General features: G+C 72.4%; 11 protein-coding genes and 2 pseudogenes. 10 read left to right on the top strand and 3 right to left on the bottom strand.

Features of this window, described 5'->3' with window-relative positions; all coding sequences use genetic code 11:
- The 5 genes and pseudogenes from kdpA to ACIQD7_RS29725 all read left to right on the top strand — a co-directional run bounded on the left by kdpA (nucleotide 1) and on the right by ACIQD7_RS29725 (nucleotide 7,243).
- Entirely contained in the window at nucleotides 1-1,665 is a 1,665-nt protein-coding gene (kdpA, locus tag ACIQD7_RS29745; protein ID WP_402445589.1) for a potassium-transporting ATPase subunit KdpA, read from the top strand.
- 29 nt (nucleotides 1,666-1,694) lie between these two features.
- On the top strand, nucleotides 1,695-3,803 hold the full coding sequence (kdpB, locus tag ACIQD7_RS29740) for a potassium-transporting ATPase subunit KdpB (RefSeq protein WP_402445801.1): 2,109 nt from the start codon (nucleotides 1,695-1,697) through the stop codon (nucleotides 3,801-3,803).
- A 6-nt stretch (nucleotides 3,804-3,809) separates the two neighbouring features.
- Nucleotides 3,810-4,481, top strand: coding sequence for a potassium-transporting ATPase subunit C (locus ACIQD7_RS29735; RefSeq protein ID WP_161372265.1), 672 nt, complete (start codon nucleotides 3,810-3,812; stop codon nucleotides 4,479-4,481).
- Between the two features lie 82 nt (nucleotides 4,482-4,563).
- Nucleotides 4,564-4,686, top strand: a pseudogene (locus ACIQD7_RS29730) (DNA-binding response regulator); the annotation flags it as partial.
- 13 nt (nucleotides 4,687-4,699) lie between these two features.
- Complete coding sequence (locus ACIQD7_RS29725; protein ID WP_402445586.1) at nucleotides 4,700-7,243, top strand: ATP-binding protein; 2,544 nt, start codon at nucleotides 4,700-4,702, stop codon at nucleotides 7,241-7,243.
- A 329-nt stretch (nucleotides 7,244-7,572) separates the two neighbouring features.
- Here ACIQD7_RS29725 and lysA read toward each other — a convergent pair whose 3' ends face one another.
- Together lysA and ACIQD7_RS29715 are read right to left on the bottom strand one after the other, a co-directional pair.
- Nucleotides 7,573-8,907, bottom strand: coding sequence for a diaminopimelate decarboxylase (gene lysA / locus ACIQD7_RS29720; protein ID WP_402445584.1), 1,335 nt, complete (start codon nucleotides 8,905-8,907; stop codon nucleotides 7,573-7,575).
- 10 nt (nucleotides 8,908-8,917) lie between these two features.
- The gene (locus ACIQD7_RS29715; protein WP_121829276.1) at nucleotides 8,918-9,253 is read right to left on the bottom strand and encodes an SAV_915 family protein; all 336 of its coding nucleotides are present in this window, start codon (nucleotides 9,251-9,253) and stop codon (nucleotides 8,918-8,920) included.
- Between the two features lie 333 nt (nucleotides 9,254-9,586).
- On the opposite strand from ACIQD7_RS29715, the gene ACIQD7_RS29710 reads away from it, so the two are divergent.
- Nucleotides 9,587-10,057 carry a universal stress protein gene (locus tag ACIQD7_RS29710; protein WP_402445582.1) on the top strand — a complete coding sequence of 157 codons (471 nt, stop codon included), beginning with the start codon at nucleotides 9,587-9,589 and terminating at the stop codon, nucleotides 10,055-10,057.
- A 606-nt stretch (nucleotides 10,058-10,663) separates the two neighbouring features.
- Entirely contained in the window at nucleotides 10,664-11,266 is a 603-nt protein-coding gene (locus ACIQD7_RS29705) for a phosphodiesterase (protein WP_402445581.1), read from the top strand.
- A gap of 368 nt (nucleotides 11,267-11,634) precedes the next feature.
- Here ACIQD7_RS29705 and ACIQD7_RS29700 read toward each other — a convergent pair whose 3' ends face one another.
- Nucleotides 11,635-12,507 (bottom strand): DUF2231 domain-containing protein, encoded by an 873-nt coding sequence (locus tag ACIQD7_RS29700; RefSeq protein ID WP_402445799.1) that lies wholly within the window; start codon nucleotides 12,505-12,507, stop codon nucleotides 11,635-11,637.
- 467 nt (nucleotides 12,508-12,974) lie between these two features.
- Here ACIQD7_RS29700 and ACIQD7_RS29695 point away from each other — a divergent pair, with 467 nt between their 5' ends.
- The 3 genes and pseudogenes from ACIQD7_RS29695 (at nucleotide 12,975) to ACIQD7_RS29685 (ending at nucleotide 16,523) form a co-directional block, all read left to right on the top strand.
- On the top strand, nucleotides 12,975-13,532 hold the full coding sequence (locus ACIQD7_RS29695) for an isochorismatase family cysteine hydrolase (protein WP_402445579.1): 558 nt from the start codon (nucleotides 12,975-12,977) through the stop codon (nucleotides 13,530-13,532).
- A 39-nt stretch (nucleotides 13,533-13,571) separates the two neighbouring features.
- Nucleotides 13,572-13,814: pseudogene (locus ACIQD7_RS29690) on the top strand (hypothetical protein); the annotation flags it as partial.
- A 435-nt stretch (nucleotides 13,815-14,249) separates the two neighbouring features.
- Nucleotides 14,250-16,523 (top strand): catalase, encoded by a 2,274-nt coding sequence (locus ACIQD7_RS29685; protein WP_402445577.1) that lies wholly within the window; start codon nucleotides 14,250-14,252, stop codon nucleotides 16,521-16,523.
- The last annotated feature ends 217 nt before the right edge of the window (nucleotides 16,524-16,740 follow it).

Genomic DNA, 16,740 nt, shown 5'->3' with positions numbered 1-16,740 from the left:
ATGAGTCCTGTTCTTGCTGGTGTGCTCCAGCTCCTGGCGCTGGTCGTCGCCCTCGGCCTGTCCTACCGGCCGCTGGGCGACCACATGGCGAAGGTGTACTCCTCGGAGAGGCACTACCGGCCCGAGAGGTGGATCTACCGGGCGATCGGCGCCAACCCGTCGGCGGAGATGCGCTGGCCCGCCTACCTGCGCGGAGTCCTCGCCTTCTCCGCGGTGAGCGTGCTGTTCCTGTACCTGCTCCAGCGGGTGCAGGGGTCGCTGCCCGGTTCGCTCGGCTTCGTGTCGATCGACCCGGACCAGGCGTTCAACACGGCCGCGTCCTTCGTGGCCAACACCAACTGGCAGTCGTACTACGGCGAGCAGGCCATGGGCCACGTCGTGCAGACCGGCGGCCTCGCGGTGCAGAACTTCGTGTCGGCGGCCGTCGGCATGGCGGTGGCCGTCGCCCTGGTGCGCGGCTTCGCCCGCTCCCGCACCGGTGAGCTGGGCAACTTCTGGGCCGACCTGGTCCGGGGCACGGTCCGGATCCTGCTGCCGATCTCCGTCGTCGGCGCGCTCGTCCTGGTGGCGTGCGGCGCGATCCAGAACTTCTCCGGCATCCACGAGGTCGGGCAGTTCACCGGCGGCACGCAGCAGTGGAACGGCGGCGCGGTCGCCTCCCAGGAGGTCATCAAGGAGCTGGGCACCAACGGAGGCGGCTACTTCAACGCCAACTCCGCCCACCCCTTCGAGAACCCCAACGGGCTCTCCAACCTCTTCGAGATCTATCTGATCCTGGTCATCCCCTTCGCACTGACCCGCACCTTCGGCCGCATGGTCGGCTCCTTCAAGCAGGGGTACGCGATCCTCGGCACGATGGCCGCCATCTGGCTCGGGTTCACCGCCCTGATGATGTGGACCGAGTTCGCCCACCACGGACCCGCCTTCGACCTCGCCGGCGGTGCCATGGAAGGCAAGGAGACCCGCTTCGGCATCGGCGGTTCGTCGCTCTTCGCGGTGGCGACCACCCTGACGTCCACGGGCGCGGTCAACTCCTTCCACTCCTCCTACACCGGCTTCGGCGGCGGCATCACCATGCTGGGCATGCAGCTGGGCGAGATCGCGCCTGGCGGCGTCGGCTCCGGCCTCTACGGCATGTTGATCATGGCGATCATCGCCGTGTTCCTGGCGGGCCTGATGGTCGGCCGCACCCCGGAGTACCTCGGCAAGAAGATCGGCACCCGCGAGATCAAATTCGCCGCCTGCTACATCCTGATCACCCCGGCGCTCGTGCTCTGCTTCACGGCGGCCTCGTTCGTCCTGGACACTCCGGCGCACTCGATGACGAACTCCGGCGCGCACGGCTTCTCCGAGATCCTCTACGCCTACACCTCCGGCGCCAACAACAACGGCTCCGCGTTCGCCGGCCTCAACGCCGACACGCAGTGGTTCAACACCACCCTCGGCATCGCGATGCTCCTCGGCCGGTTCCTGCCGATGGTCTTCGTCCTCGCCCTGGCCGGCTCGCTCGCCGAGCAGAAGCCGGTCCCGGAGACGGTGGGCACCCTCCGTACGGAGAAGCCCCTGTTCACCGGTCTCCTGATCGGCACCATCATGATCATCGCCGGTCTCACCTACTTCCCGGCCCTGGCCCTCGGCCCGCTCGCCGAAGGGCTCGCGGCATGACCATCGATACGAAGAAACAGCAGGACGCCATGTCCACCATGACCTCACCCGCAGCAGACCCCCGACACGACGACCCCACCGGTCACCGGCCGACGCCGGGCAAGGTCGGCGGTGGCCTCTTCGACCCCCGGCAGCTGGTCGCCTCCCTGCCCGACGCACTGCGCAAGCTCGACCCGCGCGTGATGATCAAGTCGCCGGTCATGTTCGTGGTCCTGGTCGGCTCGGTGGTGACCACCGTCCTGGCGGTCATGGACCCCACGGACCGGTTCGGCTGGGCGATCACCGCCTGGCTGTGGCTGACCACGGTCTTCGCCAACCTGGCGGAGGCGGTCGCCGAGGGCCGGGGCAAGGCCCAGGCCGACACCCTGCGCAAGGCCAAGACCGACACCGTCGCCCGCCGCGTCACCCAGACGGGCGAGGAGCGGGTGCCCGGCACCGACCTGCGCGTCGGCGACCTGGTGGTCTGCGAGGCGAGCGACGTGATCCCGGGCGACGGAGACGTCGTCGAGGGCGTCGCGAGCGTCGACGAGTCGGCGATCACCGGCGAGTCGGCCCCGGTCATCCGCGAGTCCGGCGGCGACCGGTGTGCGGTCACGGGTGGTACGAAGGTGCTGTCCGACCGCATCGTCGTGAAGATCACGACGAAGCCCGGCGAGACGTTCATCGACCGCATGATCAGCCTGGTCGAGGGCGCGGCGCGACAGAAGACGCCGAACGAGATCGCCCTCAACATCCTCCTCGCGTCCCTGACGATCGTGTTCCTGCTCGCCGTGGTGAGCCTCAAGCCGTTCGCGGTGTACGCGGGCGCCGACGAGCAGACCTCCCTGATCGTCCTGACGGCCCTGCTCGTCTGCCTGATCCCGACGACGATCGGCGCGCTGCTCTCCGCGATCGGCATCGCGGGCATGGACCGGCTCGTCCAGCGCAACGTCCTCGCGATGTCGGGGCGCGCCGTCGAGGCAGCGGGCGACGTCAGCACCCTGCTGCTCGACAAGACGGGCACGATCACCCTCGGCAACCGCCAGGCCGCCGAGTTCCTGCCCGTACGCGGCACGACGGCGGCGGAGCTGGCCGACGCCGCCCAACTCTCCTCCCTCGCCGACGAGACGCCCGAGGGCCGCTCGATCGTGATTCTCGCCAAGGAGAAGTACGGTCTGCGCCAGCGGCACCAGGGCGAACTCGTCCACGCCGAGTGGGTCGCCTTCACCGCCCAGACCCGCATGTCGGGCGTGGACGTGGACGGCCACAAGGTGCGCAAGGGCGCGACCGGTTCGGTCGTGGCCTGGGTGGAGGAGCGGGGCGGGCACGTCACCGAGGACGCGCACGCGCTCACGGACCGGATCGCCGGAGCCGGCGGCACGCCGCTCCTCGTGGCTGTGGAAGACGGCGGGGGCGCGCGCGTCCTGGGGGTGATCCACCTGAAGGACGTGGTCAAGGAGGGTATGCGGGAGCGGTTCGACGAGCTGCGCCGCATGGGCATCAGGACCGTCATGATCACCGGTGACAACCCGCTGACCGCGAAGGCCATCGCCGAGGAGGCCGGCGTCGACGACTTCCTCGCCGAGGCCACCCCCGAGGACAAGATGGCCCTCATCAAGCGGGAGCAGGCCGGCGGGAAGCTGGTCGCGATGACCGGCGACGGCACCAACGACGCCCCCGCGCTCGCCCAGGCGGACGTCGGCGTCGCCATGAACACGGGCACGTCGGCCGCGAAGGAGGCCGGCAACATGGTCGACCTCGACTCCAATCCGACCAAGCTCATCGAGATCGTCGCGATCGGCAAGCAACTCCTCATCACCCGGGGCGCCCTGACGACCTTCTCGATCGCCAACGACGTCGCGAAGTACTTCGCGATCATCCCCGCGATGTTCGCGGTCGCCCATCCGGGCCTGGACAAGCTCAACATCATGGGCCTGGCCTCGCCCGAGTCCGCGATCCTCTCCGCCGTCATCTTCAACGCGCTGATCATCGTCGCCCTCGTGCCGCTGGCCCTCAAGGGCGTGCGCTACCGGCCCTCCAGCGCCGACGCGATGCTCCGCCGCAACCTCGCGGTCTACGGACTCGGCGGCCTGGTCGCCCCGTTCGTCGGCATCAAACTCATCGACCTGCTCCTCTCCCTCATTCCCGGAATCGGCTGACCGACCATGAACAACTCAGCAGTGAACACGGGCCGAGTGCTCTGGGCGGGACTGCGCGCCCTCCTCGTCCTCACCGCGGTGTGCGGCGTGCTCTACCCGCTCGCCGTCACCGCCGTCGCCCAGCTCGCCCTCCCCGGCAAGGCCAACGGTTCGGAGATCGAGGACGCGAGCGGAAAGGTCGTCGGCTCCGCACTCATCGGCCAGCGCTACGACCTGCCCCTCAAGGACGGCGAGGAGACCGCGGCCCCGGACCTCAGGTGGTTCCAGCCGCGCCCCTCCAACGGCCTGGGCACCAACAGCGTCAACACCCGGTACTCGCTCCTCCTGTCCGGCGCGACCAACCGCTCCGGCGACAACGCCGACCTGATCCAGTGGGTCGAGGACGCCAAGGCCGCCGTGGTCGAGGACAACTCGGTCCCCGGCCACACGGTGAAGCCCTCGGACGTGCCGGCCGACGCCGTCACCTCCTCCGGCTCGGGCCTGGACCCGCACATCTCTCCGGAGTACGCCCGGCTCCAGGTCCACCGCGTCGCGGAGAGGAACCACCTGACCGTCGCGGCGGTGGACAAGCTCGTCGCCGACCACACCGACGACCGCGTCCTCGGCTTCATCGGCGAACCCCGCGTCAACGTCCTGAAGCTCAACACCGCGCTCAAGGACCTGACGGCCAAGGGCTGATGGGTCTTGTCCCGACAGCGAAGGAGACGAGGGTCCCGGGAACGGTCCTGGACCACCGGCCCTCGTCCCACGCCGACCGAACGGCACCAAGACGGACTGCCTACGGGTCTGCACGGCCCGGCTGCGACGCGAGCCGGAAGCGGGCCCCTCGCACCCGCGTCACCTGATCACCGAGCCCGGCACGGGCCACCGGTTCGAGCCGTAGGAGAGACGCGCACATGAGACGCGGAAAGCTGCGCATCTACCTGGGAGCCGCCCCGGGCGTCGGCAAGACGTACTCCATGCTCTCCGAGGGGCACCGGCGCGTCGAGCGGGGTGCGGACTGCGTCGTCGCGTTCGTCGAGCACCACGACCGGCCCCGGACCGAGGTCATGCTGCACGGCCTGGAGACGGTCCCGCGCCGGACGATCGAGTACCGGGGCACGTCCTTCACGGAGATGGACGTGGACGCGGTCCTGGCCCGGCGGCCCGCCGTCGCGCTCGTCGACGAACTGCCGCACACGAACGTCCCGGGCTCGCGCAACGCCAAGCGCTGGCAGGACGTCGAGGAACTGCTCGCGGCCGGCATCGACGTCGTCTCGACCGTCAACATCCAGCACCTGGAGTCGCTCGGGGACGTCGTCGAGTCGATCACCGGCGTCCGGCAGAAGGAGACGGTCCCCGACGAAGTGGTCCGGCGCGCCGACCAGATCGAGCTGGTCGACATGTCGCCGCAGGCGCTGCGCCGGCGCATGGCGCACGGCAACGTCTACAAGCCGGACAAGGTCGACGCGGCCCTCTCCCACTACTTCCGCCCCGGCAACCTCACCGCCCTGCGCGAGCTCGCCCTGCTGTGGACGGCCGACCGGGTCGACGAGTACCTCCAGGAGTACCGGACCGAGCACCGCGTCTCGAAGATCTGGGGCTCGCGGGAACGGATCGTCGTCGGCCTCACCGGGGGGCCCGAGGGCCGGACCCTGATACGGCGTGCCGTACGCCTGGCGGAGAAGGGCGCGGGCGGTGAGGTGCTGGCCGTCCACATCTCCCGCAGTGACGGCCTGACCTCGGCGTCCCCGAAGGAGCTCGCCGTCCAGCGCACGCTCGTCGAGGAGCTGGGAGGCACCTTCCACCACGTCGTCGGCGACGACGTGTCCGCCGGCCTCCTCGCGTTCGCGCGTGGGGTCAACGCCACCCAGATCGTCCTCGGCGTGAGCCGCCGCCGGTCCTGGCAGTACGTCTTCGGGCCGGGCGTCAGCGCCACGGTCGCCCGTGAGTCCGGCCCCGATCTCGACGTCCACATCGTCACCCACGACGAGGCGGCGAAGGGCCGCGGCCTGCCGGTCCCCGCCCGGGTGCGGCTGGGTCGGTCCCGCACCCTGTGGGGCTGGGCCGTCGGTCTCGCCGGGCCCGTCCCGCTCACCCTGCTGCTGAGCGGCGTCCTGCCCGATGTCGGCCTGGCCAACGACGTACTGCTCTTCCTGACGCTCACCGTGGCCGCGGCCCTGCTCGGCGGGCTCAGACCGGCCCTGGGGTCCGCGGCCGTCGGATCGCTCCTGCTCAACTGGTACTTCACCCCACCGCTCCACCGGCTCACGATCGCCGACCCGCGCGACATCGTCGCCCTGGTGGTCTTCGTCGGGGTCGCCGTCTCGGTCGCCTCCGTGGTGGACGTCGCCGCCCGCCGCACGCATCAGGCCGCCCGGCTGCGGGCGGAGGCGGAGACGCTCTCCTTCCTCGCCGGCGGCGTGCTGCGCGGGGAGACCGGTCTGGACGCCCTGCTCGAACGGCTCCGGGAGACCTTCTCCATGGAGTCGGTGGCGCTCCTGGAGCGCGATGCGGACACCGGACCGTGGTCCCGCGTCGCCGCCGTCGGCCACCGTCCCGTCGGCCGTCCCGAGGCCGCCGATGTGGACGTACCCGTCGGCGACCACCTGGCCCTCGCTCTCACGGGCCGTGTCCTGCCGGCCGAGGACAGACGCGTTCTCGGAGCCTTCGCCGCCCAGGCCGCCGTCGTCCTCGACCGGCAGCGCCTCGTGGACCGGGCGGAGAAGGCCCGCGAGCTCGCCGAGGGCCACAGGATCCGCACCTCGCTCCTCGCCGCCGTCAGCCATGACCTGCGCACTCCGCTCGCCGGCATCAAGGCATCCGTCTCCTCCCTGCAGGCCGACGACGTGGAATGGTCGGAGGAGGACCGCGCGGAACTGCTCGCGAACATCGAGGACGGCACCGACCGGCTCGATCACCTGGTCGGCAACCTCCTCGACGTGTCCCGCCTGGAGACCGGAACCGTCACGGCCGTGATCGGGGAGACCGACCTCGACGAGGTCGTCCCCATGGCGTTGCTCGGCGTCCCCGAGGGCAGCGTCGACCTCGACGTCCCCGAGACGCTCCCGATGGTCGCCGTCGACCGCGGCCTGCTGGAACGGGCCGTCGCCAACATCGTGGAGAACGCCGTCAAGTACAGCCCGCACGGAGGGTCCGTCCTCGTCTCGGCGAGCGCCCTCGCCGACCGCGTCGAACTCCGCGTCGTCGACCGCGGCCCCGGCGTCCCCGACGAGGCCAAGGAGCGCGTCTTCGGGGCCTTCCAGCGCCATGGCGACGCACCGCGGGGCGAGGGCGTCGGCCTCGGCCTGGCGGTGGCCCGCGGATTCGTCGAGGCGATGGGCGGCACGGTGACCATCGAGGACACCCCCGGAGGCGGGTTGACCATGGTGCTCGGCCTCCGCACGGCGGACGGCCCTCACCTGCCGCTCCCAGCCCCCTTCACGGGGAGGGTGACATGAGGTCGGTGACACAGCGGAACGGCCCTGCGGCGCCTGAGCGACAACGACGTGACGGGGAGCCCACCGAAGGCGGCCACCTCCTTCCGAGACGTCGCCGACGACCACCAGCGCGTCAGCGAACAGACCCTGTCCCTCGACGAACTGATCGTCGGCATACTCACCGCCGGCATCTACGGCATGAACTTCGAGCACGTGCCCGAACCCACCCCTCCCCACGGCCACCCGGCCGTCTGGCCGACCATGATCACGGTGTGCGCCGCCGCCCACCGTGCACTACGCCGCGACCCCGTCACCCCGGCCCCTTCACGGGCGGGGCCGGGGAGGCGGCCTCACTCCCCGATGTCCCGGCCGCGGAAGTCGTCCAGCGTCTCGCGCCGGACCAGCACCCGGGCCGTGCCGTCGTGGACCGCCACGACGGCGGGGCGGCCGACGAGGTTGTAGCCGGAGGCCATGGACAGTTGGTAGGCACCGGCCACCGGTACGGCGAGCAGGTCGCCGGGCCGGATGTCGCCGGGCAGTTCGGTGTCGGCCGCGAGGACGTCGCCGGCCTCGCAGTGCCGGCCCACCACGGTGACCGCACGGATCCCGGCGGTCGAACGACGCCCGACGAGACGGGGTGCGTAGCGGGCTCCGTACAGGGCGGGCCGCGGATTGTCGCCCATGCCGCCGTCCACCGCGACGAACACCTTTCCGCCGGTGTCCTTGACGGCCAGCACCCGGTACAGGGCGATTCCGGCCGGCCCGACCACGGCCCGGCCTGGCTCGACGGCGAGCCGGGGGACGGTCAGCCGGGCGGCGGCGCAGCCCTCGACGAGCTCCGCGCGCAGCCGCCGGGCGAGGGCGGTGAGGTCGAGGGAGGGCTCGCCGGGCCGGTAGGCGATGCCGTGGCCGCCGCCCATGTCCAGCTCGGGCAGGACGACGCCGTGGGCGTCACGGACGCGGGTCATCAGCCCGACCATGCGGCGCAGGGCCACCAGGTAGGGCTTCACCTCGGTGATCTGGGAGCCGATGTGGCAGTGCAGGCCGGTCAGTTCGAGCCCGGGCTGGTCCAGGATCCGCGCCAGGGCGTGCTGTGCCGAACCGTCGGTGGGGGACAGCCCGAACTTCTGGCCGTCCGTGCCGGTGCGGATCTTGTCGTGACCGCCGGCCGAGACGCCCGGCACCACGCGCACCATGACCTTCTGCCGCTCGCCCGGGGCGACCGCGGCCGCGATCCGGGCGATCTCCGACGGACCGTCGATGACGATCCGCCCCACGCCGAGCCGCAGAGCCGTCTCCAGGTCGCGGGGCGACTTCGCGTTGCCGTGCAGCACGACGCGCTCCGGCGGGAAGCCGGCCGTGACGGCGAGCTCCAGTTCCCCGGCGGAGCACACGTCCAGGCCGAGGCCCTCCTCCCGGACCCAGCGGGCCATCCCGCGGGACAGGAACGCCTTGGCCGCGTACAGCACGTCGGCGTCGGGGAAGGCGTCCCGGTAGATCCGGCAGCGTTCGCGCACCTCGCCCTCGTCGAGGACGTAGACGGGGGTGGCGAAGCGCTCGGCCACCTCCGCCAGGGACACCCCGCCGACGGCCAGGTCGCCGTGCGGGAGGCGCCGCGTGGACGCGGGCCACACGGACAGGTCCGCCGCGCCGGCGGCGACCTCGGTGACGGTCTCGGTGGTCATCGGAACCTCCTCACAGGGCACGGGCCGCGACCCCGGCGGTGTCCGCCGGCAGGCGGGTGACCGCGGAGGCGGTGAGCGTCGGGTCGATCGTCAGCCGGCACGCGCCGAGGGGCGAGGCCAGAGCGCGCAGCGCCGGTTCGGACAGCCGGATCCAGGGCTGCTCCGGGCCGAGGACGGAGACCAGCAGGTCGGTGCGGGTGAATCCGACGGCGGTGCGCTCGCCCAGCGGGGTGCGGAACGTGCGCAGCACCACCTCTGTCGTTCCCGGCCGGACGGGCACGTGGAGGAGTCCGGCCGGGACCGGTTCCTCGGGCTCGGGATCGTCGTCGTACTGGAACAGACACATGGGGCTCTCCTGAGGGAACCGCGAGGGACGGGTGGGGCCCCGAACGCGGGGAGGCGGTCCGGGGCACGACGACGAAGCTATCCCCGGACCTCCTCGCCCGAGGACGGCCCATGACGGGTCCCATACGGCGACCGGCCCGGTCCATACGCGTCACTGACGGACGGCGCCGCCTGGCATCAGGGATCCGTCATGACCCGTGGCCACGGAGTGAGGGAAGCGTCAACGACCGCGTCGAACCGTCGGCGAAGCCCTTTCCTGTGAACCGGAGGACGAGAAGGAAAGGACACAGGCCGTGCGGAGAGTCGTGGTCGGCGCGACGGAAACCCCGGGGGCATGACCGCGCTGCACAGGGCGGCGGCGGAGGCCCGCGTGCGCGACGCGGAACTGTGGGCCGTCCTCGCCTGGCAGCCGCCCGGCGGCGAGATCGGAAGCCGGAACGACTGTGGGCCCTCCGACCCGGCGGAGCACCGGGCCGCGGCCGTCGAGCGGCTGCGAGACGTCCTCGCCACGGTCTTCGGTACCGCGGGACCCGGCGTCGCCCTCGCGGGTCTCACGGTTCGCGGGACCCCCGGTGCGGCGCTCGTGGGCGTCGCCCACGACCCGGAAGACCTCCTGGTGGTCGGTACGGGGCCGCGTACGGTGTTCCACCGCCTCGTCCGCCCCTCGGTGGCACGGTACTGCCTCGTCCACGCCGCCTGCCCGGTGCTGGTGGTGCCCCCGTCCCCGCTCCAGACCGAACTCGAGGCAGTGCACCGCCGCAACTTCTGGAGAAGGCCGCTGGACCTGGGAGAGCTCTCCGCGTGAGACCCGTACCGACTCGCACGGCGCGATCCGGGCAGAGCGCCGAGCAGGCGGATCACTGGCCGGCATGATGTGAGCGACGGCAGGGTGCAGACGGCGTCGTGACCCGTTGCCCGCGAAGAACGCGGCCGTGTCCTTCGAGCGCCGGGCGTCACCGAGAGCCGCTCGGGCTTCCGCGTAGCCGGTGACCAGGTAGCTGGGACGCCCGCCGGAGCCGGCGGGCACGTGCTGCACCGGGCTGGTCGACCGCATGGCCGCACAGGTCGGATCGGGGTCCCGGAGGAAGTCGGGATTCTGAGTCGGATCGGTCATGTCCTCAGCCTCCAACGGACTCCGGCCTCCGGGCCGACGAGCCGTGTCGTCTTGTAGACGACGTATACCGGATACGCAATGAAGCGACCAATGAGATCCAGGTCATCACCGAGGAAAAGATACGTTCCGGTCCGGAGGGGAACGAGTGACCGGGTGAACCTTCTCGATCTCGTGGCCTTCCGTACGGCACGGGCCGTCGCCCGCCGCCGCGGCGGCCGACCGGCCCTGCACCCTCACGGAGTGGTCGTCGCGGGACGTCTCGTCGTGCCCGGTCACCGGGACCGGGACCCTTGGGGCGTGCCGTGGCTCGACGTCCCGGCCTCGTACGCGGTGACCGCCCGCTGGTCCCGGGGCGCCGGACTGCCGCATCCGCTGCCGGACGGGCTCGGCCTCGCGCTGCGGGTGGAGGAAGCGGGCGGGCCGGGGCATCCCCTGGACCTGCTCCTCACCACCGGTGGCCGGGGCCGGTGGACCCGGCACCTGCCGCTTCCCCGCGCGTCCGCCACGGCCGGTCCGTATTCCACCCTCCTGCCGTACGTCGTCGGCCGGCGGAGGGGAGTGGTGGCCGCCTTCCCCGTGCCCGGGACCGCGAGGATCCCCGCCCGTGCCGCATCGGTGCGGGCCGCCGCGGTCCGGCGACCGGTGGCCTTCCAGCTCTGCTTCGGGACAGGCGGGTCCTGGCGGGCCCTGGCCCGCCTCACGCTCCACGAAGACACGTCCCGGCCCCTCCTGAACGGGGAAGGGTTCGACCCCTATCTCCACTTCCTGCCCGACTTCCGCCCCGTCGACCGTCTTCGGTCGCTGCGCCTCGCCGCTTACGCGGGGTCACGGGCTGGCCGGCACGCGGAGCCGCCCTCGCGAGGGAAACCCGGCGCGGAAGGACCCGCCGGGCACCCGTAGGAGAGGTTCAGCCCCCGAGCTTGCCGGCCGCATCGCTCAATGCCGCCGTCAGCCGCGTCACTTCGCTCGGCTCCGGTGCCGGGGTGCCCGGTCGGCCCGCCGGTTCCGCTCATGTCAACAGTGCCACCGCGCCGCGGAAGGCTTCGTTCCCCGCCGCTCGGATCCGTCTCGCCCGGCGTTCTTCCGCAGCGTTCAGTCGTGTCCCGGCTGCCCGGTGCGCGTACGCACGACGCGTGAACGGCCCCCGTACGCGCACCGGCCGGGGGTTCGGCAGGGTGCGGCGGTCCGGGAGTTTCGATCCGCGCGTACGTGTCGCCACGCTCCAGACGTCCGTGTACCCGGATGTTTCGTACGGCGGAGACGTCACGTCACGTCTCGTCGTGGGAGGGGGAGCCGGTGTCCTGCGCCTCGGGGGCCCGCAGCCGCACCTCGACCCGCCCGTCGGCGACGCGGGTGTCGAAGGCGGGTTGCGGGGCGGTCGCGGGACCGCGCACGTTCCAGCCGTCCTCCAGACGGAAGACGCACCCGTGCAGCGGGCAGCGCACCCGGCCGTCCTCGACCACGCCCTCGGACAGGGAACCGGCGTCGTGGCCGCACGCGTCGAGCAGGACGCGCACGCGGTCCGCGTCCTCACGCACGGCCAGGACGGCCACGTCGCCCACGTGCCGCCGGACCGCCCGGCCGAGGGGGAGGCCCTCGACCGTTCCGATCCCGTGCCATCCCGGCGCCACCAGCTCCGGTGCCGACGCCGCGTGGTTGACGCCGGAGCCCTGCCGGTAGGCCATGTGGCCGCCGATCGCCCCGCCGACGCCCACGACGGTCAGGCCGGCGAATCCAAGCGCCTTGCCCAGGAAGGCACGGCCCCGCACCCGTGCCGCCAGGGACCCCGCGTACAGGGCCACTCCCGTGGCGTTGGCCGCCGCGTGCACCAGACCGACCCGCATCTGGCGGCGCTCCAGTTCGGCCCAGTCGACCCAGCCCGCCACGGCGGCCGGAACCGCGGCCGCGAGCCCCACGCCGATCAGCGTGCCCGCCGCCCGCCGCTGTCCGGGAACCGCGTCGAGCACCGCCGCCGAGAACCAGGCACCGATGGGCACCTGCACCATCACCGGATGGACGGGGTGGCCCAGCCACCGCCCGTGCAGGACGTCCCGCCCCCGGCCCAGGGGGAGCGCCCGGACCGCGTCGGCCAGGCGCCCGGCACAGCCGTCGAGAACGGCGGCGCGTTCCAGGCGGTCCATGCCCCGCAGCACCCGGCCGGGACCCGACGCCGTCGGCAGTGCGCGTTTCAGCACCTGCCGTACGGTGCCGTCCGCAGCAACACGACCCTCGAAATCCGGTTCGTACGTCATGAACCGCCTCTAACCCACCAGCGAGCGGCGAAACGGACCCCGGGCGGCTCCCCGGCGCCCCGCCCCCCGCCGCCCCCGGCCACCCGCGAGCCCGCCACCGCCCGGAGGAAGACGGCGCCCGTCCGAGCGGACGGCTCCGATGTTACGAACGCGTCGCCCGGGGCAGGCGCCTCCCCAGAACGACGACACGGCCTCCGCCGTCGTTCTCCGGACGGACGGCCCTGCGCAGAGCCTTCGCCGTCCGGCCCCCGGGCGGTCCCGGTCCCGTCGACGCGCATCACCGCACCGGCCGACCGCGGTGCCCGTCCGAGCGCAGTGGCTCCGGCGGGAGGAGCGGAAGAAGAGAGGTGACCACCATGGCGCGGACAGCGCTCGTCGTGATCGACATGCTGAACGCCTACGAGCACGAGGACGCCGAAGCCCTCGTCCCCTCCGTGCGCGAGGCGCTGCCGGGCGTGGAAGAACTCCTGAGGCGCGCTCGCGAGGCCGGCGCCCCGGTGATCTACGTCAACGACAACTTCGGCCGGTGGCGCTCCCACCACGGCGAGATCCTGGAGGCGGCCCTCGCCGGCCGTCACCCCGACCTGGTCAAGACCATCGCTCCCGACGAGGAGTCGCTCTTCGTCGTCAAGGCCCGGCACTCGGCCTTCTTCGAAACCCCCCTGGCCTACCTCCTGGGGCAGCTGGAAGTCCGGCGCGTGGTCCTGTGCGGTCAGGTCACCGAACAGTGCATCCTCTATTCGGCGCTGGACGCCCACATCCGGCACTTCGACGTCAGCCTCGCCCCCGAAGCCGTCGCCCACATCGACGCGGACCTCGCGGACGCCGCCCTGCGCATGATGGAGCGCAACATGTCGGCCCACGTCCGCCCCCTGGACGCCCTCACCTTCGACTCCGCCGAACCGGACGCGTGAACGCCCTCCTGTCCCACCGCGGAAAAGGCCCCGGACGGGCGTCGTCCGCCCGCCGGTGAGGCGCGCGCCCGGGAACCGGGTCTCGACCAGACCGTGTGCGGCCTCTCCCCGCACCGCTCCCGGCTGACACGGCTGTCGCACGTCGCCCGGACCGACAGGTTCCCCGAGTCGGACGGTGCCGCCGACCGGGTACGCAGGGTGTGCCCGCGCCGCGCGTCCGTCGCGGGGCGCCGGGGCGCCGACGCCCGCCCGCGGTGGCACCGCGTGAACCCGCGCCCCTGAACGGCACGGCGGAGAGACGCGCGTCCCCCGTCCGGCCCAAGTCCGCGCACACGGCCGACGTCCCTCCGGGTCCGGCAGCCCGCTTCGGGTTCCCTCCCAGGTCCCATGGGTTCCGCGCGTGCTCCCGGGGCCGTCCGCCGTGCCGTGACGGCCTTCCCGGAAGGGCCCCGGACGCCGCTCCGGACAGGTGTGCCGACCGATCCGTACGCAGAGTGATCGGAGAAGCCCGGTGTCCTTCCGCCGTCGCCCTCCGAGGTCGCGGTCGTTTCGTCCGCGAAACGAAACCGTGCGATTCCCACCCCGGTGCGGGGGCACCCGTGTGGAGGGGTTGTGCCGTTGGGCGGACGACGGCGGCACACCCGTTACGGCGCCGACAACGGCGGTCATGGCTGTGGCAGTCCCGCACGGTCCCTGTTTCGAACTCGAAGGAAAAGAATGTCCCACGAGAACCCGCTGAAAGCAGCCGTCGAGAAGCTGACCGAACCCTTCCGGGAGGGCGGGCCCGCCGAGGGCGTCCCCGGGGTGCCCTCCTCGGCGCCCGCGTCGCTGGAGGAGCCCACCGAGCCGCGCGGGCCGCTGCCCCCGAAGCCGGACCAGACCGGCCCGGAGACGGTCGGTCCCACCGGTCAGCCCACCGGCGCGGACCAGGCGCGGGTCGCGCAGAGCGGCTCCTACCTGACCACCGCGCAGGGCGCCCGGCTGTACGACACCGATCACTCGCTCAAGGCGGGTCCGCGCGGGCCGGTCCTGCTCCAGGACCACCACCTGCGCGAGAAGATCATGCACTTCGACCACGAGCGGATCCCGGAGCGCGTGGTCCACGCGCGCGGTGCCGGCGCGCACGGCGTCTTCCAGTCGTACGGCACGGCGGCGGGCGTGACGAAGGCGGCCTTCCTCGCCGCCGACGCCGAGACCCCGGTCTTCGTCCGGTTCTCGACCGTGCTCGGTTCGCGCGGCTCGGCCGACACGGTCCGCGACACCCGGGGCTTCGCGACGAAGTTCTACACCGAGGAGGGCGTCTTCGACCTGGTCGGGAACAACATCCCGGTCTTCTTCATCCAGGACGCCATCAAGTTCCCCGACGTCATCCACGCGGGCAAGCCCCACCCCGACCGGGAGATCCCGCAGGCACAGAGCGCCCACGACACCTTCTGGGACTTCGTCTCGCTGCACACCGAGGCGCAGCACCACACCATGTGGAACATGTCCGACCGGGGCATCCCCCGCTCCTACCGGACGATGGAGGGCTTCGGCGTCCACACCTTCCGGCTGGTCAACGCCGAGGGCGCCACGACGCTGGTGAAGTTCCACTGGAAGCCGAAGCTGGGCGTGCACTCCCTGGTCTGGGAGGAGGCGCAGCTCGCGGGCGGTGTGGACCCCGACTTCCACCGCCGGGATCTGGCCGACGCCATCGAGGCGGGCGCCTACCCGCAGTGGGAGCTGGGCATCCAGACCTTCCCCGACACCCCGGACCAGACCTTCGAGGGCATCGACCTGCTCGACGCGACGAAGATCGTCCCCGAGGAGCTCGCCCCGGTCCGGCCGATCGGCCTGCTCACCCTCAACCGCAACCCGTCCAACTACTTCGCCGAGACCGAGCAGGTCGCCTTCCACGTCGGCCACCTGGTCCCCGGCATCGACGTCACCGACGACCCGCTGCTCGCCGGGCGCCTCTTCTCCTACCTGGACACCCAGATCACCCGCCTGGCCGGGCCCAACTTCAACCAGATCCCGATCAACCGGCCGCACGCCCCCGTCAACGACATGCTCCGCGACGGCTTCCACCAGCAGGCCGTGCACACCGGGGTGGCGCCCTACAAGCCGAATTCGCTGGACGGCGGCTGCCCGTTCTTCGCGGGCGCGGACACCGGCGCCTTCGTCGAGGTGCCCGTGGAGGTCCCGGCCGGACGCAAGGTCCGCGAGGCGCCCGCCTCCTTCGCCGACCACTTCAGCCAGGCGCGGCTGTTCTGGCTGAGCATGACCCCGGTCGAGCGCGAGCACATCATCGCCGCCTACACCTTCGAACTCGGCAAGTGCTGGGACCAGGCCATCAAGGAGCGCCAGCTCCAGGCGCTCGCCAACATCGACTCCGAGCTGTGCGTCCAGGTCGCCACCGGTCTCGGCCTCCCCGTGCCCCGGGCCACCGAACCCGCGCCCGACAGCACCCCCAGCCCCGCGCTCTCCCAGGTCGGCGGGGAATGGCCCGCCGACGGCCGGATCGTCGGCATCGTCACCGACGGGTCCGCCGACGCCGACGGGGTGCGCGCCCTGCGCCGGGCGGTCCTGGACGCGGGCATGGTCCCGCTGGTCGTCGCCCCCGCCGGCGGCACGATCGGCGGCGACGCCGACCCGGTCACCGTCCAGCGCACCTTCGCCACCGCCCGCTCGGTCGAGTTCGACGCCCTCGTCCTCGCCGGCGCCCCGGCGCCGGGCGCCGACGCCCAGGGGGCCCGTGACGCCAAGGCCGGCGAGCCCGGACAGGGCACGGCGCCGGTCGATCCGCGCCTGGCGCTGCTGGTCTCCGAAGCCTTCCGGCACGCCAAGGCCATCGGCGGCTGGGCGGGCGCCGAGACCGTCCTGGCAGCGGCCGCGATCCCCACCGGCGCCCCCGGCGTCGTCCTCGCCGACAGCGGCGAGGCGGTCCTGTCGGGCCTGACCCCGCTCCTGGCCAAGCACCGCGTCTGGGACCGGTTCCCCGCCGCCGTGTGACGCCTCGTCCGTCCCCCCGCCCCGCCCGTTCCCCCGCCCCGTCGGCCGACCAAGGCCGGCGGGGCGTCCGGGCGTCCGGCACGTGCGGCTCCGGCTCCGACCCGGAGGTTTCGTTCGGTGGACAGGTGACGGCCGGGCCCGCGCGGCCCGCGTACGCTCGCCAGGTCCACGGGACGGGCCGCCGGAGCATCGTCCGCGACGGTGCCCGCCCGAAGGC

It is taken from the genome of Streptomyces sp. NPDC093071, assembly GCF_044754545.1.
In the GTDB taxonomy this organism is placed as follows: Bacteria; Actinomycetota; Actinomycetes; order Streptomycetales; family Streptomycetaceae; genus Streptomyces.
Note: the sequence above shows the minus strand (reverse complement) of the source record. Positions and strands in the feature narration are given on the sequence as shown.